This window comes from Halomarina halobia (genome assembly GCF_029338575.1).
Lineage (GTDB): Archaea > Halobacteriota > Halobacteria > Halobacteriales > Haloarculaceae > Halomarina > Halomarina halobia.
This window is the reverse complement of record NZ_CP119992.1, coordinates 1013141-1036691: the sequence shown is the minus strand read 5'-3', so window position 1 is coordinate 1036691 and position 23551 is coordinate 1013141. Positions and strand designations below refer to the sequence as shown.

Below are 23551 nucleotides of genomic sequence, written 5' to 3'. Positions count from 1 at the left end.
TCAGTTCGTCAGCGCTCCCTCGCTGGCCGCGCAGTTGTTCGGGCCGAGTTCGAGCTCGAACGCCTCCTCGTCGTCGGGCGACTGCCGTCCGAGGTTCGTGGCGACGATCCCCTCGTAGTTGGCGGGACGCGGGGGCATGTCGGAGACGACGAACTCGACGAACTCGTCTTCGTCCATCGAGAGCGCGTCCATCCGCTCCATCAGATCGCCGAGTTCGGCCGTGTAGGTGCCGTCGTCGTCGGAGGTCGCGGCGTCGCTGAAGTGCGCCGGCGCGACGATCGCGTCGTCGGGCCGGGTCAGGACCTTCCCGTGGAGGCTCTCGTGGAGCGTCCGCGCCGCGTTCCTCGCGGCTTCGGGATCCTCGAGGTCGGGTCGGGCGACGCTCTCCGTGAAGAGTCCGTCGCCCGTGAACAGGACGTTTCCGACCCCGTACGCGGTCATGCCGGTCGTGTGCCCGGGCGTGTGGACGACCTCGATCTCGACCTCGCCGACGGTGAGGGTGTCGCCGTCCGCGACCGTCTCGTAGGGGACGTCGTACGTCACGCCCCGGTCGGCGGCGGGTCGGGGGAGAACCGCCGTCGCGCCGGTCTCCTCGGCGAGGTCGCGGACGCCGGAGACGTGATCCGCGTGGACGTGCGTATCGAGCGCGTACGCGAGTTCGGCACCGAGGGTACGTGCGTCCTGGATGTACTCCTCCGTGAACGCGCGGAGCGGGTCGACGACGGCGGCTTCCCCGTCGGAGACGACGAGGTACGCCAGACAGCCGCTGGACGGCCGCCGGTACTGGGCGACCGTGGCGTCGGCGTCGACGTCGAGTTCCGCGTACTCGTAGACGCGCGCCCAGCCCTTCATCCCGCGTTCGAGGTGATTGACGTCGTAGCCCTCCGCCTCGAGGTGCTCGGCGACTAGCTCGCTCGCCCCGCCCTTCGCACAGAGTACCGTGATCTCCCGGTCGTCGGGAAGCTCCGCGAGCAGGTCCTCGGGGATTCCGTCCAGCAGCTGGAAGTACGGGTAGTTCACGACCTCGACGGTCTCGCCGCCGATGCGCCACTCCTCGAAGTCCCCCTCCGAGCGCGCGTCGAGGATAAACACCTCCTCGCCGCCGTCGATGCGCTCCTTCAGTCTCTCGGGGGCGATCGATTCGACGTCTCCTTCAGAGTCGGTGAGGGTTTCGTCGGTCATCGTCACTCGTGGCTAACGACGCGCTCCAGATAAGGCTTTGCATAGTAGTTCTATATGTGCACAATATCAATCGCGCTGTAGCCGCATAAAACCGCTCAATACCTCTGAAACGAGGATATTGGGGATACAGTTGTGTGCAAATTTAGAACTTCCGACGATACGCTTTTACCTCCGGCTCCGATATTGGGTGGTGAAGTCAATACCATGACGCAGCACGACGTGACGGAGACGCTCGACGTCAAAGGACAGAACTGCCCGATGCCCGTCGTCAAGACCAAGCGGGCGGTGGACCGGCTCGCCGCGGACGACGTCCTCGAGGTCATCGCGACGGACCCCGGAAGCGTGAGCGACATCGCCGGTTGGGCCGAGAGCACCGACGGCGTCGAACTCCTCGACCAAGCGGAGGGCGACGACGTGTACAGGCACTACGTCCGCAGGACGGAGTGAGATCGATGGACGAGATCGCGATCACCGTTCCCGACGACAGCCCGAATAGCCCCGCGATGGCCACGAACCCCCTCGACGAACTCGACGACGCCGACCGGGTGTTCGATGTCTGATCATGAGCTCTGACACGCCCACACCGCCGACCGACGCGACGTCCGACGCCGACGTGGCCGCGCTAGAGTCCCGCATCGAGGAACTCGAGTCGGAACTCGCCGACCTCCGCACTGAGGACGACGGCGGACAACCGAAGATGTCGATCATCGCGACGAAGGGCACGCTCGACATGGCGTACCCGCCGCTCATCCTCGCGAGCACGGCCGCCGCCTTCGGGTGGGAGGTGACGGTGTTTCACACCTTCTGGGGGCTCGACGTCCTCCACGAGGAGCGCTCGAAGAACCTCAAGCTGAGTTCGGTCGGCAATCCCAACGTGCCGGTGCCGAACGCGATCGGTGCGCTCCCCGGGATGGACAGCGTGACGACGAAGATGATGGAGAGGCGGATCGAGGACAACGACACCGCCAGCATCGAGGAACTCCTCGAGACCTCACTGGAGATGGGCGTCGAGTTCCAGGCCTGCCAGGTGACGATCGACCTGATGGGATACGACGAGGACGACTTCTACGACGGCGTCACCACCGGCGTCGGTGCCGCCACGGCGATTCGGGCCATGGCGGACGCCGATGTCCAACTGCTCGTCTAGCGGATGCCGCGTCGGTCGACTACTCCATCACGGGGTGTCGAATCGCACGCCGAGCCCGCATGAAGGCCGCGCTCTGCCGGCGGCTACCCGTACGGCCGCGAGCGGGAAGAGACGTATCGGGACGCGTCCCGTAGGCTCTACGAGCGCCGATGGATCCCCCGACACCCCAACCGCCGGTGACGTTCCTGCGCGAGCGTCGAGAGTACCTCGTCACTCGCGCGCGAGAACTCCTCGAGTTCGACACGCAGAACCCGCCCGGGCGGACCCGCGAGATAGTCGACTGGCTCGACGCCCGCTTCGAGGCGCTCGGACTGCCGACGGCCCGGTACGCCGTCGATCCGGCGAAGCCGAACCTCCTCGCGACGCTGCCGGGGGAACGCGACCGCGCGCTCTGTTTCAACGGTCACGTCGATACCGTCCCCTTCGACGCCGACGAGTGGACCCGCGACCCGCTGGGCGGGCGCGACGGGGATCGGCTGTACGGCCGCGGTGCCACGGACATGAAGGGCGCGGTGGCCTCGATGCTGGCGACCGCTCGCGCGTACGTCGAAACGGGGACGACGCCGCCGGTCACTCTCCGTTTCGCCCTCGTCAGCGACGAGGAGATCGGCGGCGACGCCGGCCTGCCGGCCCTCCTCGACGTGGACCGAATCCGGGCCGACGCGTGCGTCATCGGCGAACCGACCTGCGAGGAGGGTCGCCATTCAGTGACGGTCGCCGATCGCGGCAGCATCTGGCTGACGCTCGAGGCCCGCGGGGAGGCCGCACACGGCTCGCGGCCGATGCTCGGCGTGAACGCGATCGATCGGCTGTACGACGCCGTCACCGAGTTGCGAGGGGGGCTCGGGACGCGGGCGCTGACGATCGTTCCCGCGATAGAGCGGATCGTCGACGAGTCCGTCGAGTACTACGAACCGATGATGGGCGAATCGACGGCGCGTCGACTGTTCGAATATCCGACGATCAATCTCGGACGGATCGCGGGCGGCGAGGCGATCAACAGCGTTCCGCAGTCCGCGCGCGCCGAGATCGACATCCGGTTGACCGCGGGAGTGTACACGCCCGACGTGCTCTCCGACGTCCGCGAGTGTGTAGACGGGTGCGAGGGCGTGACACTGACCGACATCTCGTGGAGCGTCGGTACCGCCGAGGCGATCGACAGTCCGCTCGTCGAAGCCGTGACGGCGGTCGCGGAAGACGTGACCGGCGGACGGGTGTACCGACGGAGCGCGACCGGCGGCGGCGACGCGAAGAAGCTCCGACGGGCGGGGATTCCGACCGTCGAGTTCGCCCTCGGGACCGACACGGTGCACGCCGTCGACGAGTACACGACTACCGGCGCGCTGGTCGGTAACGCGATAACGTACGCGCGGATCCCGTACGCGTACGCCGACCTGGCCGAGTGACCGCCCGCGACGGTGCTCCGCCCGAACGACGGTCTATACACCGATCCCGGCGGCTGAGGCCCCGTCGCTAGCGGTACGTCCTCTCCCCCGCTTCGACCGGGACGTCGAGCCAGTTTTCCGTCGGCGGGAGCGGGCACTCGTAGCGCTCCGAGTACGCGCAGGTCGGGTTGTACGCCTCGTTGAAATCGAGGATCCACGTGCCGTCGTCGGTGCGGTGGGTATCGGCCTCCAGATCGAGGTAGCGCCCCGCGCCGTAGGTCTCCTCGCCGCTGGTCGAATCGCGGAACGGTACCCACAACCGGTCGTCGTCGGGATCGCCCTTGTACGCCCGGAGGGTGGCCTCTTCGCCGCCGACCTCGAATCGGAATTCGCCCCAGCGGAGATAGTCGCTCTCGCCGCCGGTGCTCGTCCCGACCGTCACCGTCTCCCTCCCGTCGTGTTCGTCGAGCTGCAGCTCGAACCGATACGTCCCGTCTACGGGATAGTACGACAGTCCGTCGAACGAATCCCGTTCGTCCTCGGGGATCGGCGAGTGCGGATACGATCGGAAGTACTCGTCCTTCTCCTCGCGCCGAGTACGGACGCTCGCTCTCCAGTCAGTGCTCACGTCCGGGGGCTACGGTCCCGGCGTTTCTATGGCTTCGGACAGGGAGTCGTGAACGATCGGTCTCCGATGCGATCCCCGCGTCCCTCCCGTCGGTGAGCGGGGGCCGCCGCGACTCCGGCGGCGTCGCACGCTACCCCTCAGGCGGCGCAGTTGTTCGGGCCGAGTTCGAGTTCGGTCGCCTCGCCCTCGTCGTCGACGGTCTCTCTCCCGGTGTTGATCGCGATGATCGTCTCGTAGTTCGGCGGTTTCTCCGGCGCGTTCTCGGTCAGCCGCTCGACGAACGCCTCCTCGTCGAGCCGGAGGACCTCGATCTCCTCGCGGAGGTCGCCGAGACGCGCCGTGAGCGGGTCGCCGGGGGAGCCGTTCTCGTAGCGGCCGTCGCTCGTGACCGCGAGGTGTCCCGGCAGAACCCGCGTGTCGTCCGGCAACTCGAGGATGGTCCCGTGGAGGGAGTCGTACAGTAGCTCGGCACCGCGAGCGGCGTCCTCCTCCCCGAACTGGAGCTCCGTCCGCCCCACCGAGTCGACGAACAGCGTGTCCCCCGTCAGGAGCAACTCGTCGTCCACGAGGTAGTTCACCATCTCCGTCGTGTGCCCCGGCACGTGGAGGGCCTGGATCTCGACGTCGCCGAGTTCGACGACCTCGCCGTCCGACAGCGGCTCGTACTCGTACTCGACGCCCCGCTCCCGCGCGTGCTCGCCCAGCCGGTAGGGGACGCCGACCTCCTCGGCGAGCGCCGGGCTCCCGGAGATGTGATCGGCGTGGACGTGTGTGTCGAGCACCCGTCCGATGGACAGCCCCGCGTCCTGCGCGGCGACCTTGAACCGATCGGTCTGTCTGGTCGCGTCGACCACGACGGCCTCCTCCGCCCGCTCGGAACCGACGACGTAGCCGAGACAGCCCTTCGCCCGGCGCTGGACCTGCCGGACGACGAGGTCGTCGTTCGCCGTCTCGACGGGGACGACCTCGTAGAGTTTGCTCCACTCCTCCATGCCGCCTGTGACGACCGACACGTCGTCGTAGCCGCGCTCGTCGAGTTCGAACCCGAACGGCGTCGAGGTCAACCCCTTCCCGCAGATGGTGACGACCGGTCGGTCGTCCACGAGCGCGTCGACCTCGTCCAACTGCTCCTCGCTCACCCCCTCGCGCGGGTCGTACGGGACGTTCCTCGCACCCCGCACGTGCCACGCCTCGAAGCTGTCCTCCGGCCGCGTGTCGATCAGCGCGAACCGTTCGTCGGCGTCGATCCGCTCAGCCAGTTGCGCCGCAGTGATGTTCTTCACCATCGTGACTCACCCGTGTCTCCCGTCTACGGTTGGTTCGTCGCGCCCGTCAACCTTCGCACTCCCCGATCGAGTACTCTTCAGATACGAGTACCCGAGTCGGGATCTCCGACGTGACTGCCTCGAACGCCCCCGCACGCCGGAGGCGTGCGCAGCGCGGTTCGCTGCCGGCGTGCGGGGCCTCGCTCGTCGAGCGGTCGCCCCCGTCAGGCCCGTCCCTCGTGGGTGCTCATCCGGCGAACGCTCGAAGCTGATCGTGTCGCGTTCCCGCGCGCGTCGCGTCGCCGAATCGTCTTCGGCAGCGAAGCGGACCGCCCGATTACGGATCGGGCTGGCGTCGGTGCGGGACCTCACCAGGTCCCGTGGAAGGTGTCGAAGGAGAGCGAGTCGAGAGGTTCGTTCCCGACGGCGATCTCGTACTCGCCGGGGGTGAGCATCGGCCTGTGGAAGCGCGGGCCGTCGTCGGTCGTGATGCGCGGACAGCCGGTGTTGACGAAGGCGTCGAAGCCGAAGTTCCGCAACCTGTCGGGGGTCACCTCGTCCATCGTCAGGAGGTAGGCGTTCTCGTTCTCCTCGACGATGTCGGTAGCGACCTCCCAGCGCCCCTGGCCGATCTTCGTGCAGAAGATCACGCCCCACGTCTCCGCGTCCATCGCGCGGTGGACCGCGCCGTAGCGCTGCTTGAGGAACGTCTCGGTGTCGGCGATCGTGACGACGTTGTTCACCGGATCCGCGATGACGACCCGCTTCTCGGGGTGCTCCATGGCGAGGCCGAGCGGGTGGAACTTCCCGCCGCCGACGTAGAGCACCTGGTCCGCGCCGACGTCCGCGCTCGCGTAGTTGCAGCCGAGCACCTGCCCCTCGTGGGTGAGGCGGTCGTCGCCGCGGCGGGTGTGGACCTCGTAGCCGCGCTCCTCGAGGAAGGTGCGCATCTCGTCGAACCGGTTCATGTGCTGGGCGGTCGTGACGAGGCCGACCTCGGGGTCTTCCTCGGGGGCGGCGAGCTCCGACAGCGCCTCCTCGACGATGGGCGTGACGGCCACGTTCGAGAACAGCGGGACGTAGATGATCTTCTCCGACTCCTTCATCGGCGAGTGGCCGAAGTGGACGAACACGTCCGTCCGGCGCATCAGGTAGGTGTCGAGGTCGCACGCGCCGTAGCACGGCTGCCCGGAGATGAGCACGCGCACGTCGTCCGCGAGCAGGTCGCGCAGGTCGTCGGCGACGGCCGGGCCGCGGCGCTTCAGCCCCTCGGGGAACTGGAGGCCGACCTTCTTCGCGTCGCGCTCCTCGACGGCCTCGACGATCCGTTCCAGTTCGTAGTCCCACTCCCGGTCGTGCTTGAGGGCCATGCCCGTGTCGCGGAGGTCGCCCCCGGAGAACTCCGACTCCTGACTCATTGCCGGGACGAGTGGCTCCGCGCGGTTAACCTGTGTGGTTCGCCGGAGTCGTGCTCAGTCCTCCAGCCAGGCGTAGAGCTCCTCCTTGGGTGCGTCACAGCCCGGACACGCGTCGGGGAGTCCGTCACTGAGCGCTCCGACCTCGCCGCACTCGGCGCAGCGCCAGACGAGGTACCCCTCGCCGAACTCGTGTCCGGGGTCGTGCTCGAGGTCGACGTGATCGACCGACTCGTGCGTGCTCACCCGGAACCCCTCCTCCGAGAGCCCCCGGATGACGCCGAGTTCGTTGCCGTCGCGGTCGAAGATCGGCTGTCCGGGCTTCACGACGATGGGCGCTGATTCCTGTGCCATGCCCCTACGAAGGGGCGGACGGAGTATCAAACTGGTGGACGGTAGCATCCCACACGACCGGCGGCGTCGAGCGCGCCCGTCCGGAGCGCGCCACCCCGCTCCGCGGGAGCCGGGGTGACGATCCGGGGTGCCTTCGGCACACCTAAACCCGACCGGTCCCAAGGCGGGGTATGAGCATCGAAACCACGCCGGACGCGGACGCGGAGGGGGAGAGCACGCCGGAGGCCGAGGTCACGCGCCTCGCGACCGAGTTCGGCGAGGCGATCTCCGAGCTTCCGGCGTACCGGGAGTTCGCCGAGGCGAAGGCGGCGGTCGAGGAGAGCGAGGAGGCCCAGGAGAAGATCCGGGAGTTCGAGGGGCTCCGCGAGGAGTTCATGCTCGCGCGTCAGACCGGCGCGGCGACGAACGACGACCTCCGCGAACTCCAGCGCGCACAGCAGGAACTCCACGAGATCCCCGCGATGAACGAGTTCCTCCGCGCGCAGTCCGACCTCGAACTCACGTTTCAGGAGCTCAACGAGATGATCTCGGCCCCGCTCGCCGTCGACTTCGGCGAGAAGGCCGGCGGCTGCTGCCAGGACTGAGCGATCGTCCCGATTCTCCGTTATCCGCTCCTCGATGTGGCGCGCCGTCTCCGGTCGCGCGGGAGTACGAGGAGGGCGACCCGACGGACCGTTCGCTCGACCTCGAAGCGAACAACTAACCCCCTCCCGAGAGAGCGCCCGGTATGGTTCACTCCGACTGGGGCGACTGGCTCCTCCGGGCCGTCGAGGACGCGGACCCCGACGGGCTGGCCGTCTGGTATCTCGGCTGCAACGGCTTCGTGCTGAAGGCGAGCGACGGGACGACGCTCTTCGTCGACCCGTACCTCGGCACGGGCGATCCGCCGCGGACCGTCCGGATGATCCCCGTCCCGTTCGACCCGGCGGACGTGCGCGAGGCGGACGCCGTCCTCGCCACCCACGAGCACACGGACCACGTACACGGCCCGAGTCAGGCACCCATCATCGCGGGGACGGACGCGACCTACTACGCGCCGGACGCGGGCCTCGACGTGGTCGAGACCGAGGGCTGGATCGACGAGTGGGACCTCGACGACGACCGGTTCGTCGAGGTGACCGAGGGCGACAGCTTCGAGGTGGGCGGGGTGACCGTCCGCGTCGAGGGGGCGAACGACCCCGACGCCGAACACCCCGTCTCCTACGTGATCGAGCACGCGGGGCGGACGTTCTTCCACGGCGGCGACGCGCGTCCCGGCGAGGCGTTCGCGGACGTGGGGGAACGCTACGACATCGACCTCGGGGTGCTCGCCTTCGGAAGCGTCGGGATGATCCGGGACCGGGAGACGGGCGAACCGACGCGCACGCGGTGGTACTCCGACGAGAACATGATCGTCGAGGCCGCCGGACAACTCGACCTCGACCGCCTCCAGCCGACCCACTGGGACATGTGGCGGGGGATGACGGCGGATCCGACGGCGCTGTTCGACCACGCGCGGAGCTTCGACGCGCCCCGCCGCGTCGAGATCCGCGAGATCGGCGATCGGACCGACGTCTAGTTGGGGGCGCGGCCACATACATTTAATACCAGTGGGCGGAACATTCTGTCAACGATGAGTGCCGCAGAGACAGACATCGTCACCGTCGAGGAGGGGGGAATCTCGGTGGAGAAGTCCTTCGCGCCCGACGAATTCTCCGTCCCGGCGATCGCCTTCGCCCTCGAGAACGCGCGCGACGATCCGGTCGCCGTCCGACTGGTCGACGACCTGCCGGACGGCGTCTCCCCGGACGACGTGGGGTTCCATCCGGAGTACGGCGAGGACTACTGGAGCGTCGAGGACGACCGACTCGTCTTCGAGCGGCGGTTCGACCCGGCCGAGACGTACACGACAGTCTACGGCCTCCGCGCCGCCGACCTCGACTCGGTCGAGCGGTTCCTCGTCGAACCGACCCTCGAGGCGATGGACCCGGCGGCGGCGATCCTCCCCGACAACGCCCAGGTCGTCCGCGACGTGCTCTCCGGGGACGCGGACACCGTTCCGGGGCTGGGCGAGGAGGACGGGGGCGGGAAGAGCGCCGAGGCCGAGGAGGGCGAGGACGGGAGAAGCACCGAGAGCGAGGACGGGAAGAGCGACGAGGGCACGGAGGGCGACGCGGACGACGAACCGATCCAGCCCCTGCAGCTCGTCGATCCGAACATCTTGGAGGACGACGCGGACGGCGGCTCCGACGTCGTCGCCGCGCCCACGGCCGGTAGCTTCGCGGCGACGCTCGCCGCCGAACTCGAGGCGGGGAACGTCGACGACGAGACGAAAAGCGTCCTCGCGTCGCACCTCGGCGGCGCGACGGGAAGCGTCGACGCCCGCATCGAGCGGCTGCAGGTCGACGTGAGCGACCTCCTCGCCTACACCGACGCGCTCGAGGCCTTCCTCGACGAGAACGGCGAGGGCCAGCAGCTGCTCGCCGATCTGCGCGAGGAACTGGAGTCGTTGGAGGGACGCGTCCGGAGCATCGAGGACCGCTCGACCTCGAACCGCGACGGCGTCCGCGAGGTGACCGGCCGGGTCGACGACGTCGAATCCGGCGTCGAGCGCGTCGAGTCGGAGGCGGAGCGGATCCGCGAGACCGTCGCCGACCTCGAAGCGAGGATCGAAACTGTCGCCGATCTCGAAGCGAGGATCGAGACCGTCGCCGGCGACGCCGTCGCCGAGGCGGACCTGGACGACCTCCGCTCGCGCGTCGACGACCTCGCCGCCCTCGCCGACGAACTCGAATCCGTCGGCGACCGGCTGGACGCGCTCGACGAGCGCGTCGCCGAGGTCGAGACCGAGATCGACGCGTTCGAGGGCTTCCGCGAGCGCATGGCGCGCGTCTTCGGCGCGGCGGACAACGACGACGACAACGACGGCTGATCGTTCGGGTTTTATCCCCGCGGCGTGACCGTCCGACAATGGCAACCATCAGCGTCGCCGTTCCGCGGAAGGGGCGGCCGCTCGAGGCGGTCCTCGAACGCCTCGCCGCCCGGACCGGCGAGCAGGCGCTCGCGGACGACGTCATCTCGACGCTCCGCTACGAGAAGGCGATCACGAAGGGCACACAGGAGACCGAGACGCCGATCTACGAGCGCCTCGCCGCCTACAGCGACAGCGACGATCCGCACGCCCCGGAGTACACGCTGCTTCGCGACTCGCGGGCGGGCCTCCCGCGGCGCGTCGTCTTCGACTCGCTCACGGTCCCCGTCGGCGACCACGACCTCCGGCTCGTCGGCCGCGAGGAGCCGTTCCGGGCGCTCCGCAAGCACGAGTTCGCCCTCGGCTTCGATAGCGCCGACCTCGTGCTGGAGGAGGTGGTCGCGCTCGACCCCGACCCGCTCTCCGACATCGGGGCCGTCAACGGCCGCATCGACCCCCGCGACACCGACGTTCGAGTGGTCAACGGGCTCGGCGACACCGTCTACCACACGCTCCTCGCGACGCCGGCGGTGGTCGACGGCGACCTCGACCGCTCGTTCGTCGAGGGGTACGCCGGTCCGCTGTGCGTCTCCCCCCGCTACGAGCGCCTCGTCGAGGCCGTCCTCGGGACGCGCGCCACGGAGGACGTCTCGTTCTGCTATCCCGCCGCGTCGGAGACGGAGGAGGAGGCCATCGCGGACGCGGGAGTCGGGGTGTACGTCACCGTCACGGGGTCGACCGCGCGCGATCACGGGCTCGTCCTCGGCGAGCGCCTCTTCCCGAGCGAGACCGTCCTCCTCGAGAACCGACGCGAGCTGACGTCCGCCGAAGCCGGCCTGAAGGAGGCGTTCTCGCCGGTCGAGACGGAACTCACCGTCCGCTAGATCCCGTCCTGCGCCCCGGACGCGCCGACCGCCCGTCGAGCGGCCGCCCGCTCGACACTCAAGAGTGGCGAACGGTGCCGACGACGGACACGGGGATATTTACCCCGCGGCGGCGTGTCTCGCTGACGAGCGCGCCGCTACGACACCGACCGGGACGGAGAGGTCGGACGCGAGGTCGCTGTTTACGGGCATAGCCGCACGTTCCGGCGGTCCCGCCTCCCGCACCGCCGAACGGTCGCGATGACGAATCGAAGACGGAGAAGGACATGACTCGATCGGGGACGTTCCGACGGAACTACGCACGGCGGAGTCGCATCGTGTGGTGGTTCCTGTTCGACGGCAATCGGTCGGCCGTCGCCGGGCTCATGCTGGTCGGCGTGATCGCGATCGTGCTCGCGTTCGGGTTCGTCGGTCTGATCGACGTCACGAAGACGAACCGGATGATGTGGCTGTTCAACGGCATCGTCAACGGCATCCTCACGCTCGTCACGGTCGTGATCGCGCTCAACCAGCTCGTCCTCTCCCGGGAGCTCGATTCGGTCAGCAACTTCTACGACCGGTTGGACGAGACGGTGGCCTTCCGACAGTCCGTCGAGGAGCGCGCCGCGACCGACGTCGCCTCACCGGTCCCCACGGACTTTCTGGGAGTGCTCTTACGGACGCTGCGCGATCGAGCGCTGACGCTCCGGGAGGACGAACTCGTCCGTCGCGACGAGGACGTTCGCCGCGACGTCGAGCGCTACGTGCCGTCCCTCATAGAGCAGACCGACCGGACGATCGATACCCTGGAGGAGACGCGAACCGAGTTCGAGGCACTCTCGGCCGTCGTCCGCTACCGCGACTCGTGGTACTTCTACTTCACCCGACGCGTCCGGGTCGTACACGGCGATGCGCTCTCCGATACCGCGAGCGCGGCGACCGAGGAGATGCTCGAACTCCTGAAGGAGATCGACGCCGCCCGCCAGTACTTCAAGACGCTCTACGTGCAGCGCTCGCTCGCCCGACTCTCGCGTCGACTCGTGTACACGGGTAGCCTCTCGATTCTGATCGCCGTACTCACCGTTCTCGTCTACCGGAACACCCCGAACGCGGCGCTCGACCCCGTCCCCCTCCTGTTGGTCACGAGCGTCGTGATCGCGGTCGCGCTGTCGCCGATCGCGGTCCTCTTCGCGTCCGGCCTGCGGGTCGCGACGGTCGCCCGCGAGACGGCCTCGTTCGGCCCGTTCGTTCCGCAACAGGACTGACGGCGGGGCTGGGTTCGGCGGATCATTGATTCGCGCGAGATCGTTCGGAGAACCGATCACGAAATGTTCCGATACGGCGGTACGTGCGCGCGTAGGTCAATCGCTTACGGCGTGTAAGCTCCCCGTCGAAGGACCGTCCCGCACCGACGATAGTGACGAGGGGGTGACGTGTAATCGCCGAATGGAACGGCGCCCGGCCCGATCGCTCGCTGATCCGGGGGAGTGCTACCTCACCCGGATTTGATATCGCGACATGAAGTTTATGAGTCGTGCGCGCGACGGACGACTCGGTCGCCTCGTAGCCAACAGATTCGAACGCTTTCCGAACGTTACGTCAGCGTGTAGACGTTGGCCTCGTATACCTCGCGGACGCGGTCGCCCCAGTTGTGGGTGTAGGTGTCGATGACGTCGGCGGCCACGTCCCCGCGGAGGTACTTGACGATCCCGCGGTCGCCGGTGCGGTCGCGCAGGTGCGTCGTGAAAAAGTGCCGGAAGTAGTGGGGCGTCACGTTCTCCTCTGCCCCCCCGCCCGATCGATACCAGCCTCGAGCCTCCGCGTGACGCTTTACGACCGTTCGAACCTGCGAGGGGGTGAGCCGTTCTCCCCAGTCCTCGCCGGTACTGACGAACAGCGGTTCGGCGGGGGAGCGCACGTTCGGGCGGATCGCCAGCCAGCGAACGAGCGCCTCTCCGAGCTCCGCGTCGATCGGGATCACCGTCGAGCGCTTGCGTTTGTTCGAGGCCGATCGCTCCTCGCCGTTGACGACGACTCCCCGTGCGGGATCGCTCGCGACGAACAGCGAGTTCGGCCGGCCGTCGAGTTGCGGGCGCGGGGGAATCGAGTACGCCTCGCCGACCACCGGCGCGTCGAGGGAGACGTCCCGCAGGTCGAGGTTACAGAGCTCTCCGACGCGCATTCCGGTCTTTAGCAGCGTCAGGACGACCGCGCGTTCGAGCGGATGGGTGACGTCGGCGACGAACTGGCGCATCGCCGGGACGCTGATCTCGCGGCGTTCCGGGTCGGTGTCGATCGACTCGTCCATCTCGGCCATCACGAGCGCCATCGGGTTCGCGTCGAACGCGCCGGCCTGCGTCATGTACGCGTAGAACCGGTGGACGTACGTCGCGTAGGTAGCGACGGTGCTCGGAGCGTGCTCCCCGCGGAGCGAGTGGACCCAGGCGAGACACTCTCGCTGTCCGGCGCTTTCGGGCGTGCTCCCCCCGTCGGCGACGAACGCCTCGAACTGACGAAGGACCCGCTCGTAGGCCGCTCGCGTCCGCTCCGAGCGCCCGTGGTAGGTTATGTCCTGCAGGAAGTACTCGACTGGATCTCCCTCCCCGTCAGTGTGATCGCCGCTCATCGCCCGTCGTGGCCGTTCCCGCGACGGTCCGACGCGTGCGTGTCCCCCGAGCGCGAATGCGATGGACGCCGTCCGCGCGTGCGACTGTGCCCCTCCTCGTCCTGTCGCCGGCTTCGTTCCCGACGCCGACCTCGAGTGCGGTCCCCGCTCGACGGAACCGGGTCCGACGACCCATCACCCGCGAAACTCGACGATTGCCCGCCGACGTTCGACTCGACGAGGGCGTATCCGCCGTGGCGACCGCTGTACCGAACGCGCCCCTCGCGCTGAAGCGCCTCGAGGGCGTCGTCGAGACGACCCTCGACGTTGCCCGCGAGGTGAGTAAGGAGTTCGTCCCACGAGAGATACTCCTCCCGCCGAAGAAGTTCGAGGAGCCGGGTCTCGAGGGGTTCTCCCCCGGGGGTGACGTCCTCGTTACCCCCCTCCGGTGGGTCGAGGTCGAACCCGCGCCTTCCCGCCTGCACCATCGTCCTGACGAACTCGCTCTGGCTCATGTCCAGCGCCTCGGCGTGATCGACCCACTCCTCCTTCTGATAGCGTGGGACGTACGTCTTCACCACGGCGCGATCATCGTCATCGGTCACGACCTGTCTATCTCCGTGAGGGATAATCAGCGTTGTCCCGTGACGAGCGATAATGAGCCTTATATCTTTCAGAGGGTCTCTCGAACTCGTCCATGTAGTACTATTTTCGTCGATAATCTAGGATACTAGGTCGACCGATGATGATAACCTTCTACGACCGCCCGGGGGCGAATCGCGGATGCTCGGGTCGAACGAGGTGCCGTCGCTCCGCGGCTTCGGCGCGCCACTGGCTCGTCACTTCGTGGACCGTCTCGAACGGTCGCGTCCGGGGCCGGGTGGTCCACTCGTCACTCCCGCAATGATGCTTCTATGGAGAGTGCAACGTTATCGTCGGTCGTCCGCTACTGTGACGCATGACTGGCGAATCGATCGAACCCACGGACTTCGACGCCGGGGATCGCGACGCCCGCGAAGTCGCGAGCGAAGTCGCGGACGATCCCGAGCGGTTCCTCGCGTTGATGCCCCACTACTACCGCGGCGAGGTCTCGATCATGAAGTCGTTGCTGGACCGGATGGACCTCACGGTCGACTGGGCGATCGCCGTCCTGGTCGCGCTGTTGGCGCTCTCGTTAGAGAGCGCGGATCGGCCGCCGCACTTCCTTCTCGTCGGCATGGGGGCGATGACGATGTTCCTGCTGTTCGACGTGCGGCGCTACCGGACGTTCGACGCGACGCGGGCGCGGGTCCGCATGATCGAGGAGAACCTGTTCGCCAACGCCTTCGACCCGAGGGGGGCAGAGCGTACCGAGTGGCGCGCGGAGATCAGCGACGACCTTCGAGTGCCCACGTTGAAGGTCACGACCCGCGAGGCCGTCGCGCGCAGGCTTCGTCGGGTGTATCTGCCGCTGCTCGCGGTTCTCCTGGCCGCGTGGACGTACCGAATCACGGTCTTCGTCCCCGGGGAGGCGTGGACTGAGACCGCCGCCGTGCCGGGGATTCCCGGGATCGCCGTCACGGTCGGCGTCGCGCTCTACTACGCCGCTCTCCTGACGATCGCCTACTGGCCGAAACGGCGCGAGGCGATGGGCGAGTTCCACGGCGAACAGCCGGGCGAGTGGAAGGGGTGACGCCACGGCCCCGCTCCTCGGTCTGGGATCCCGGCCCCTCCGCCCGCACTGCGTCGTTTCCGTACTTCTTCACGGACGAGTACCGCGACACGTACACCGCATATCGCTATACGATTTTCTCGCGGTCGTACCGATCACACCGCGCGCAGGATTCCGCGTTTACACTCCGGACAGTCGTGGACGCCGTCGGGATCGAACGCGTGCGTTACCGTTCCGCACATGTCGCAGGCTTGCAGGTGGGTGTGGGCCGCATGGATCGGTCGGTCGGCGAGTCGGTGGACAGACCGCTCCCGCTCCAGCGCGGCGATACGGAGCTTCAGTCGGCGGATCTCGCCGTGCAGATCGTGTCCCTCCTCTCGAGTCGCCGTTGCCGTCCGTGACCGTCGCTTCGTGCGAAGCCGGGACTGGAGGCCCGACGTGCTCTCGGTGGGGACGTCCGTTTCCGTCCCGGAACACGCCTTGATGTGGCTCAGTAGCTCCGCTCCCTCCATCGTTGCGCCACATTTGTGACACGATACGTTCCTCATCTTGGTCACTCCGGTTACTGTGAGGTTAGCGGCCAGAGGAGATACGTTAGGTGCTTGCACGGGCCGAGCACGTCCCTCGCGTGAGTTCGCGGCGCGTTCAGGTCACGCCGTCACTCCGGGGTTCGAGGCGCTCGGACTCGCGCCAGGCGGCTCTCCGCCGGGGGGTTCCTCCGTCTCCCCCCGAGAACGTGTGGGTGCATATCGACGGTGAGAGTCCGGCCACAGAGCCGTTCGTAGTCGCCTCTCCGTGACTGTGTCCCCGCGAGAAGACGTCCGGCTGCGTCGTACTGTCGGACGTACCGTCGTGACGCGACTCGTCATCCGGGGTGGCGAGATTCTCGACGGGCGTACGTCCGACAGTATCAGTCCACGTACCCGCCGGTGAGGTCCGCGACGAAGGGAACGATCTCCTCGGTGTCGCGCGTTCGGTCACTGGCGTACGTGGTGTCGGCCGGGCGGGACGCGATGCGTCTGCCCGGGCGGCCCTGCGCGGGTCGCGACCGGAGCCCGCCGTCGGTGCGGGCGGGCGCGATCTCGCGGGGCAGCTCGGGAACGAGCGGCGCGTCGTCCTGGTCCGTGTAGTGGTTGTCGGTCATGGTGATCTGCGACGCGGCCAGGGAGACCCCGACGGCGTCTGTTGCGTCTGCGATCGCCTATTCTTCACGATTTATAATAAAGGTTGTCCCCGTCGTCGTTCTTGCCGGAGGGATGGCAGCGGTCGGCGTTCGCGACTTCCTCACTATTTATAATAATAGTTCGTGCTCGCGCGGTTCTTGCTGCGCGGGCGGTCATGTCCGGGGGACGAGTAGTTACGCGACGGGGCACCACGATCGAGGCGGACGTCGGGACCGGGGTTTGAATCTTAGATATCTAAGATCTGTCGCCGAACGTCGCGCCCCACGTACACCGTACTTCGCGATACGGAACCCGAATTCGACCCTCACTCCCAGAGGCGGTAGAGGTCGTCCCGCGGGGCCTCCTTGATCGTCTCCCCGTCGAGGGTCACGCCCGCCGCGTCGGACGCTCGGACCTCCCCGATCGCCGCTCCGGAAACGCCGCGCTCCCGGACCGCGTCGAGCGCGGCGTCGGCCTCGTCGGCCGGGACCGTCGCCAGGAGGGCCCCGGAGCCGAACGTCCGAAGGGGGTCCACGCCCGCCGCCGCGCACACCTCCGCCGTCTCCGGACGGACGGGGATCGCGTCGCGGTCCACGTCGACCGCGACGTCGGAGGCGAGCGCGAGTTCGACCAGCCCCGTCAGGACGCCGCCCTCCGTCGGGTCGTGCATCGCGGTGGCGAGCGGCGCGAGGGCGGTCGCCTCCGGGACGACGCTCACCTCGTCGGCGAACGCCCGCGCGGCGTCGAGCGTCGCGCGGTCGACGCCCTCGCGGAGTTCCTCCTCGAAGTCGGCCGCCAGGACGGCCGTCGCCTCGACGCCCGCGGCCTTCGTCAGGAGGACGGCGTCTCCCGGTCGAGCGCCGCCCGTCGGGACGTAGCGGTCGGTCACGCCCATGCAGGTGAGCGAGAGGACGGGGTGGTCGACGCCGGGGGCGTGTTCGGCGTGGCCCCCGACGACGCTCACGTCGAGCGCCGCGGCCGCGTCGTCCACCTCCGCGGTGATGGCGTCGAGCGTCTCCGGGTCGGCGTCGGGGAGGAGACAGACGTTCGTCAGCCAGCGCGGGCGCGCGCCGGACGCGGCCACGTCGTTGCAGGCGACGTGCACGCCGAGCGCCCCGATCCCGTCGCCCGCGAAGGAGATCGGATCCGAGTTCACGACGAGCGTCGTCTCGCCGAGGTCGATGGCGGCGGTGTCCTCGCCGTAGGCGGGTCCCTGTACCACCGCGGGGTCGTCCGCGCCCGTCCGGCCGAGGACGAGGCGGGCGAGCGCGTCGGCGTCGAGCTTTCCGACCATGCCGGGTCGTCGGGCCGTCCCCCACCTACCGGTTTCTATCCCGGTTCGGATTCCGCCCCGGATCGGAAGCGGCCGGCCGGTCAGTCGTCGAGCGGCCGTTCGTCGCCGCGGACGCTGTCGACGATGACGTCGCCGCCGTCGCGCTCGGCGAGCCAGAACAGCTTGTAGGCGTCCGCGTGGCGGGTGAACGCGATCTTCGGCGGGTCGAGCGGCGAGTACTTCCTGAGCGTCCAGTTGAACACCGCCTCGCGGGCCTTCTCCCGCGCCTGCTCGTCCGTGACGCCGGCCGGGAGGACGAGCGCGTCCTCGACCGTGCGCGGTTCGATCGTCGGGAACACGTCCGCGCGGAGCGCCAGCCGCCGCACCCGGTCGACGCTCACCACGTAGCCGGCGACGCGCTCGCCGAGGACGGGCCGGTCCATGCTCGACTCGGCGTCGTACACCCGGTAGGGGTAGGCCACGCAGCCCACCCGGCCGGTCGACGCCACCTCCCCGCGGCCCACCGCTGGCGGGATGACGTCGAGGTCGACGGCGTCGTGGCGGGTTCCGGCCGCCCCCGCCGGTCTCGCCGCCCCGGCGCGCTCACTCATCGTCGCGCGAACCGTCGCGCCAGTAGTCCGCGGCCGCGACGTGCGCGCGGATGGCGTCGGTCTCGGTGACGGCGATGGGCTCGACGCGCCCCCCGTCGGTGACGTAGTCGGGCGACCCCGACGCCCGCTGGCCGACGACCGCCGACAGCGGCTTGTCGAAGATGTCGAACTGGTCGTCGACGCCCGAGGGGGGCGTGGTCAGCAGCGAGACGACGATCAGCGTCAGCGTCGAGAGGATAAACGCCGGGAAGAGGCCGTAGACGCCGACGAGCCCGTAGAGGAACCCCGCGCTCTCGGGCGGCATGAGGCCGACCGCGTCGAGGATCGTCGGCAGTTGCGTCCACGTGATCATCGTCGTCGCGCCGACGACCATGCTCGCCGCCGCGCCCTCGGCGGTGACGCGCTTCCACCACAGCGTGGCGATGACCGTCGGGCCGAGCGACGCCCCGAGGCCGCCCCACGCGTAGTCGAGCACGAGCGTGTAGACGGGCGTGTTCTTGGCGAGGAAGGCGAAGGCGATGGAGGCCGCGCCGAGGAGGACGGTGACGATCCGCGAGTAGCGCACGAGCTGGGCGTCGGTCGCCTCCTGGTTGAAGAAGCCGTGGTAGACGTCCTCCACGACGGCGCTCGTCGCGACGAGCAGCTGGGAGTCGGCGCTCGACATCATCGCCGCCAGTGCCGCCGCGAGGATGACGCCCGCGACGACTCCCGGGACGAGTTCGAGCGTGAGCAGGGGCATCACCTTGTTCTGCCCGAGGTCGGCCCCCTGGCCGAACGCGACGAGGGCGTACAGCCCCACCAGCGCAGCGCCGATGTACGCGACGAACATGAACAGCTGCGCGACGAGCGCCGCCAGCCGCATGTTCCGCACGCGGTCGATGCCCATGAACCGCACCATGATGTGGGGGTTTCCGGGGACGCCCAGCCCGATCGCGGCGTAGCTGACGATGGCGAAGACGGCGGCCCAGCCGGTCAGGCCGGCGGTGACGCTCGTGAGCGATCCGCCTCCCACGCTCGCGAGTTCGTCGAACGGGAGCCCGTAGTTCGTGAACGCGATCACCGGTAGGATGATGAACGCGACGAGGATGATCGCCCCCTGGAAGTAGTCGGACCACGCGACCGCGAAGTAGCCCCCGAGCATCGTGTAGCCGACGACGATGACCCCGCCGACGAGGATGCCGACCCAGTCGGCGACCCCCGTGAGCACCTGCAGGAGGACGCCCGCGGCGACGATCTGCGCGCCGACGTATCCCCCCTCGAAGAGCATCAGCACGACCGACGAGATGCCCTTGACGTAGCCCGTCTCGTCGCCGAGGCGGGTCTCGAAGAAGGTGGGGAGCGTGACCGAGCGGACGATCTCGGTGTACTTGCGCAGGCGCTTGGCGATGCCGGCCCACGCGAACAGGTCGGCCGGGATCATCCCCAGTCCGTTGTAGAACGCGATGATCCCGGAGCTGAAGGCGTCGCTCGGGACGCCGAGCGTGAGCCAGCCGCTCATCTCGGAGGCGCGTTCGGAGAAGCCGGTGACGACCGGCCCGATCTGCCGCCCGCCGATGACGTAGTCGCCCACGTCGTCCATGAACCTGGAGGACCAGAGCCCGATGCCGACGAGCACGAGGAGGTACGCGCCGAACGTGGCGAGCACCCAGAGTCCCGCGGTCCCCGCGATGCCGCTAGCTTGCATCGTCCCCCCCGTACTCGCGGCGCAGCCGCCGCTCGCGGCGTCCCTCAAGGACGTAGTACGCGATCAGCATCAGGAAGAACAGGGCGTACGGGCCGACCAGCCCGATCCAGTCGATGGCGCTCATCTGCATACCGCGGCAGTCCGAAACACACCACTAAAAATCGCTCGCTTGAGACTGTGAGTTTATCCCGACAGACGCGACGGACGACCGTCCAAACGTTCCGATCGGTTCACGGCGGGCTCGATCGGCGGACGGCAACGAGCGCGCCGGCGGCGTTCGCGATCGGAGCCGTCGCCGAACCCGCGTCACAGCCCCCGGCAATGCTTGTCGAGAATACTTCGTAAGGATTTAATGCCCAAAAGTAATACACCGCGGTAATGGAGAGCGAACGATTCGCGCCTCGTGGGTACGAGGAGATAGATCCGTCCCGCCGTCCGTCGCTGGGCGTCGCGCTGCTGCCGGTGATCGCCCTCGTCGGCTTCCTGGGAGTCGGGTCGGCCCTGCTCGGCCTCGACCCGCACGTCCCGCTCGTGTGGAGTATCGCGTTCGTCGGACTGCTCGGACGCTACGTCCTCGGGTGGTCGTGGGAGCACCTCTACGACGGTGTCGCCCGGAGCCTTCGGATGGGGCTGCAGGCGATCCTCATCCTGTTTATCATCTATGCGCTGATCTCGACGTGGATCAGCGCGGGGACCATCCCCTCGCTGATGTACTACGGGCTCGCGCTGCTCTCGCCGCAGGTATTCCTGCCGGCGACGGCGCTGCTCGCCGCGGTCGTCGCCTTCGCCATCGGGTCGTCGTGGACCACGATGGGGACGCTCGGCGTCGCGTTCGTCGGCATCGGGTCGGGCCTCGGCGTCCCCGCGCCGGTGACCGTCGGAGCGATCCTGTCGGGGGCCTACGCCGGCGACAAGCAGTCGCCGCTGTCGGACACGACGAACCTCGCCGCCGCCGTCACCAACACCGACCTCTACGAGCACATCCGGGCGATGCGCGCGGGGACGGCCCTGGCGTTCGGCCTCGCGGTGCTCGGCTACGCGCTCCTCGGGCTGGGGTTCGACGGCGCGATCCCCGCCGGCCGCGTCGCCGGGATCCAGAGCGCCCTCGTGGGGACGTACGCGATCACGCCGCTCGCGTTCCTCCCGCTCGCGGTCACCTTCGGCCTCGCGCTCTACGGCGTCCCGGCGCTCCCGACGCTCCTGGCGGGCGTCTTCGCCGGCGTCGGCACGACCGTCGCCCTGCAGGGTCGGTCGTTCGTCGACGCGTGGACCGTCTTCATGTCGGGGACCGGCCCCGAGACGGGGATGGACCTCGTCAACGAACTGCTGGCGAGCGGCGGCCTCTCCGCCTCGGCGTGGACCGTCGCGGTCGTCGTCGCGGCGCTCTCGCTCGGCGGCCTCCTCGAATCGACGGGCGTGCTCGCGGTGCTCGCCCACCGGCTCGCGGCGGGAGTCGAGAGCACGGGTGGCCTCATCGCCGCGACCGGCGTGAGCGCGCTCGCGACGAACGCGCTCACCGCCCAGCAGTACATGAGCATCGTCGTGCCGGGAATGACCCTCCGCAACGTCTACGACGGGCTCGGCCTGCGGTCGCGCGACCTGTCGAGCGCCATCGAGTCCGCCGGCACCCCGACCGGCGCGCTCTTCCCGTGGCACGCCGGGGCCGTGTTCGTCCTCGGCGTCACGGGGGTCGAGACGCTCGCCTACGCGCCGTACTACTTCTTCGGGCTCCTCTCGCCGCTGGTGCTGTTCGCCGCGGCGATCCGCGGCGTCCGCCCGGCGAGCGTGGCGACGGAGGACGGGGCGTCGACCGCCGACTGACCGTCAGTCCGCGTCCACCAGCGGCGTCCGCTCGCGTCCCGCGCCGACGAGCGTGCGCAGCGCGAGCAGCGCGCCCACGGTCAGCGCGAGCCTGAGTTCGAGCCCGAGCGAGACGCCCGCGAGCGAGGCGACGCTCGTGAGGAGGGTGAACGCGAGGAACGCCGGGAGCACCCAGGCGACGAGCGCGCGCCACGGTTCGGCGAGCGCGCCGACGGACGCGCCCGTCCCGGAGCGGAACTCCGCGACCGCGTCCCGGCCGAGCACCCACCCGACGAAGACGACGAACGCGAGCAGCCCGATCGTGAGCGCGAGGTCGGCGAGCGTGCCCGCGAGCAGGCCGAACGCGGCGGGTTCGAGCGCCGTCAGCGACCCCGTCGCGGCGAGCAGGGCGACGACGCCGAGGGTCGCCCGCCGCCGGCCGACGCCGTGCTCGTCGACGAGGTAGGCGACTGGCGCTTCGAGCATGCTGATCGCGCTCGACACCGCGGCGAGCAGGACGACGCCGAAGAACAGCGTCGCCACGATCCCGCCCGCGGGCAGCGTCACGAACGCCTCGGCGAGCGCGTAGAACAGCGCCCCCTCCCCGCCGCTGCCGGCCGGCAGCCCCTGCGAGAAGAGCAGCGGGAAGACGACCAGCCCCGTCAGCACGCCGATCGCCGTGTTCGCCACCGCGATGACGGTGGCGTCGCCCGGGAGCGACTCGTCGCTCCCGAGGTAGGAGGCGTAGGTGAGCATCGACCCCGCGCCGACCGAGAGGGTGAACAGCGCCTGCCCCGCGGCGGGGCCGAGCACGTCGAGGAAGTTGGCCCGGAGCGTCCCCACGTCGAACGCGAGGAAGAACTCGTAGCCGCCGGCGGAGCCGGGAAGGGTGAACGCCCAGGCCGCCAGCCCGACGAGCAGGACCGCGATGGCGGGCATCATCGCCTTCGAGGAGCGCTCGATGCCGTCGCCCACGCCCGCGGCGATGATCGCCCCGACGATCGCGAGGAAGACGAGGTGGGCGGCGACCGCGCTCGGGCCGAACGCGACCGACTCGAAGTACGCCCCCGGGTCCGCGAAGTACGCCCCGGTGAGGCTGCCGACCGCGTACCGGAGGATCCACCCGCCGACGACGGAGTAGAAGGTGAGGATGAGCATCGTCGTCCCGACGGCGTAGACGCCGACGAACGGCCACCACCGCGAGTCCGACAGCGCGCGGAACGCCCCGACGGGATCGCGCCGCCCGCGCCGGCCGATCACGAACTCCGCGATCAGCCCCGGTACCCCTATCAGCACGATCAACCCGAGGTAGACGACGAGGAAGGCGCTCCCCCCGTTCTCGGCGGTGAGCCACGGGAACCGCCAGATGTTGCCCAACCCGACCGCGCTCCCGATCGCCGCGAGCACGAACCCCAGGTTGGTCGACCACGTCTCTCGTTCGCTCATTACCGTCGGATTCAGCGGGACGTATTTGAGTCCCCCGAAATCCGTGTCACGTGTTGTGATAGACCGTCATCGTTTCTCGCTGTGATGTGTTTTCGAGTGAGATGAAGGCGGGGGTAGAAACGATGGCCG

Annotated in this window: 22 protein-coding genes and 2 pseudogenes; 10 read left to right on the top strand and 14 right to left on the bottom strand. The window is 68.8% G+C overall.

Annotated elements, in window-relative coordinates; all coding sequences use genetic code 11:
* On the bottom strand, positions 1-1182 hold the full coding sequence (locus P1K31_RS05595; RefSeq protein ID WP_276305297.1) for an MBL fold metallo-hydrolase: 1182 nt from the start codon (positions 1180-1182) through the stop codon (positions 1-3).
* 204 nt (positions 1183-1386) lie between these two features.
* Between P1K31_RS05595 and P1K31_RS05590 the strand changes: the two genes are divergently transcribed.
* The 3 genes from P1K31_RS05590 to P1K31_RS05580 all read left to right on the top strand — a co-directional run bounded on the left by P1K31_RS05590 (position 1387) and on the right by P1K31_RS05580 (position 3735).
* Entirely contained in the window at positions 1387-1629 is a 243-nt protein-coding gene (locus P1K31_RS05590) for a sulfurtransferase TusA family protein (protein ID WP_276305296.1), read from the top strand.
* Positions 1630-1744: 115 nt separating this feature from the next.
* Positions 1745-2329, top strand: coding sequence for a DsrE/DsrF/DrsH-like family protein (locus P1K31_RS05585; protein WP_276305295.1), 585 nt, complete (start codon positions 1745-1747; stop codon positions 2327-2329).
* 149 nt (positions 2330-2478) lie between these two features.
* Positions 2479-3735 (top strand): M20 family metallopeptidase, encoded by a 1257-nt coding sequence (locus P1K31_RS05580; RefSeq protein WP_276305294.1) that lies wholly within the window; start codon positions 2479-2481, stop codon positions 3733-3735.
* A 67-nt stretch (positions 3736-3802) separates the two neighbouring features.
* On the opposite strand, the gene P1K31_RS05575 is transcribed toward P1K31_RS05580, so the two are convergent.
* From P1K31_RS05575 to P1K31_RS05560, 4 genes are all read right to left on the bottom strand, one after another.
* Positions 3803-4342 (bottom strand): DUF1684 domain-containing protein, encoded by a 540-nt coding sequence (locus P1K31_RS05575; RefSeq protein ID WP_276305293.1) that lies wholly within the window; start codon positions 4340-4342, stop codon positions 3803-3805.
* A 137-nt stretch (positions 4343-4479) separates the two neighbouring features.
* Positions 4480-5628, bottom strand: a complete 1149-nt coding sequence (locus P1K31_RS05570; RefSeq protein ID WP_276305292.1) for an MBL fold metallo-hydrolase — start codon at positions 5626-5628, stop codon at positions 4480-4482.
* Between the two features lie 347 nt (positions 5629-5975).
* The gene (gene dph2, locus P1K31_RS05565) at positions 5976-7025 is read right to left on the bottom strand and encodes a diphthamide biosynthesis enzyme Dph2 (protein WP_276305291.1); all 1050 of its coding nucleotides are present in this window, start codon (positions 7023-7025) and stop codon (positions 5976-5978) included.
* 54 nt (positions 7026-7079) lie between these two features.
* Positions 7080-7376 carry a DUF7130 family rubredoxin-like protein gene (locus tag P1K31_RS05560; protein WP_276305290.1) on the bottom strand — a complete coding sequence of 99 codons (297 nt, stop codon included), beginning with the start codon at positions 7374-7376 and terminating at the stop codon, positions 7080-7082.
* A gap of 170 nt (positions 7377-7546) precedes the next feature.
* Here P1K31_RS05560 and P1K31_RS05555 point away from each other — a divergent pair, with 170 nt between their 5' ends.
* The 5 genes and pseudogenes from P1K31_RS05555 to P1K31_RS05535 all read left to right on the top strand — a co-directional run.
* Complete coding sequence (locus tag P1K31_RS05555; protein ID WP_276305289.1) at positions 7547-7960, top strand: YlbF/YmcA family competence regulator; 414 nt, start codon at positions 7547-7549, stop codon at positions 7958-7960.
* A gap of 143 nt (positions 7961-8103) precedes the next feature.
* Positions 8104-8934, top strand: a complete 831-nt coding sequence (locus tag P1K31_RS05550) for an MBL fold metallo-hydrolase (RefSeq protein WP_276305288.1) — start codon at positions 8104-8106, stop codon at positions 8932-8934.
* Between the two features lie 54 nt (positions 8935-8988).
* Positions 8989-10287, top strand: a complete 1299-nt coding sequence (locus tag P1K31_RS05545) for a hypothetical protein (protein ID WP_276305287.1) — start codon at positions 8989-8991, stop codon at positions 10285-10287.
* Between the two features lie 38 nt (positions 10288-10325).
* The gene (locus tag P1K31_RS05540; RefSeq protein WP_276305286.1) at positions 10326-11210 is read left to right on the top strand and encodes a phosphoribosyltransferase HisG-related protein; all 885 of its coding nucleotides are present in this window, start codon (positions 10326-10328) and stop codon (positions 11208-11210) included.
* Positions 11211-11473: 263 nt separating this feature from the next.
* Positions 11474-12454 (top strand): annotated as a pseudogene (locus tag P1K31_RS05535) (DUF7972 family membrane protein); the annotation flags it as partial.
* 329 nt (positions 12455-12783) lie between these two features.
* Here P1K31_RS05535 and P1K31_RS05530 read toward each other — a convergent pair.
* Complete coding sequence (locus P1K31_RS05530) at positions 12784-13815, bottom strand: tyrosine-type recombinase/integrase (protein ID WP_276305284.1); 1032 nt, start codon at positions 13813-13815, stop codon at positions 12784-12786.
* Between the two features lie 215 nt (positions 13816-14030).
* Positions 14031-14399: pseudogene (locus P1K31_RS05525) on the bottom strand (DUF5805 domain-containing protein); the annotation flags it as partial.
* 353 nt (positions 14400-14752) lie between these two features.
* On the opposite strand from P1K31_RS05525, the gene P1K31_RS05520 reads away from it, so the two are divergent.
* The gene (locus tag P1K31_RS05520) at positions 14753-15466 is read left to right on the top strand and encodes a DUF2270 domain-containing protein (RefSeq protein WP_276305283.1); all 714 of its coding nucleotides are present in this window, start codon (positions 14753-14755) and stop codon (positions 15464-15466) included.
* A 134-nt stretch (positions 15467-15600) separates the two neighbouring features.
* Here the strand turns inward: P1K31_RS05520 and P1K31_RS05515 are convergent, their stop codons facing one another.
* The 6 genes from P1K31_RS05515 to P1K31_RS05490 all read right to left on the bottom strand — a co-directional run bounded on the left by P1K31_RS05515 (position 15601) and on the right by P1K31_RS05490 (position 20300).
* Positions 15601-15993, bottom strand: a complete 393-nt coding sequence (locus P1K31_RS05515; RefSeq protein ID WP_276305282.1) for a hypothetical protein — start codon at positions 15991-15993, stop codon at positions 15601-15603.
* Between the two features lie 362 nt (positions 15994-16355).
* Positions 16356-16589: a hypothetical protein gene (locus tag P1K31_RS05510; protein WP_276305281.1), complete on the bottom strand. Its 234-nt coding sequence runs from the start codon at positions 16587-16589 to the stop codon at positions 16356-16358.
* Between the two features lie 344 nt (positions 16590-16933).
* Positions 16934-17902, bottom strand: coding sequence for an AIR synthase family protein (locus P1K31_RS05505; RefSeq protein WP_276305280.1), 969 nt, complete (start codon positions 17900-17902; stop codon positions 16934-16936).
* Between the two features lie 80 nt (positions 17903-17982).
* A complete protein-coding gene (locus P1K31_RS05500) occupies positions 17983-18492 on the bottom strand; it encodes a hypothetical protein (protein WP_276305279.1) in 510 nt (169 codons plus the stop codon).
* Positions 18485-20176 carry a sodium/proline symporter gene (locus tag P1K31_RS05495; RefSeq protein WP_276305278.1) on the bottom strand — a complete coding sequence of 564 codons (1692 nt, stop codon included), beginning with the start codon at positions 20174-20176 and terminating at the stop codon, positions 18485-18487. Before P1K31_RS05495 ends, P1K31_RS05500 begins: the two co-directional genes overlap by 8 nt.
* The gene (locus P1K31_RS05490; protein WP_276305277.1) at positions 20166-20300 is read right to left on the bottom strand and encodes a hypothetical protein; all 135 of its coding nucleotides are present in this window, start codon (positions 20298-20300) and stop codon (positions 20166-20168) included. Before P1K31_RS05490 ends, P1K31_RS05495 begins: the two co-directional genes overlap by 11 nt.
* Before the next feature lie 254 nt (positions 20301-20554).
* On the opposite strand from P1K31_RS05490, the gene arcD reads away from it, so the two are divergent.
* A complete protein-coding gene (arcD, locus tag P1K31_RS05485; RefSeq protein ID WP_276305276.1) occupies positions 20555-21997 on the top strand; it encodes an arginine/ornithine antiporter ArcD in 1443 nt (480 codons plus the stop codon).
* Between the two features lie 3 nt (positions 21998-22000).
* Here arcD and P1K31_RS05480 read toward each other — a convergent pair whose 3' ends face one another.
* Positions 22001-23422 carry a sodium-dependent transporter gene (locus P1K31_RS05480; protein WP_276305275.1) on the bottom strand — a complete coding sequence of 474 codons (1422 nt, stop codon included), beginning with the start codon at positions 23420-23422 and terminating at the stop codon, positions 22001-22003.
* Positions 23423-23551 lie beyond the last annotated feature (129 nt).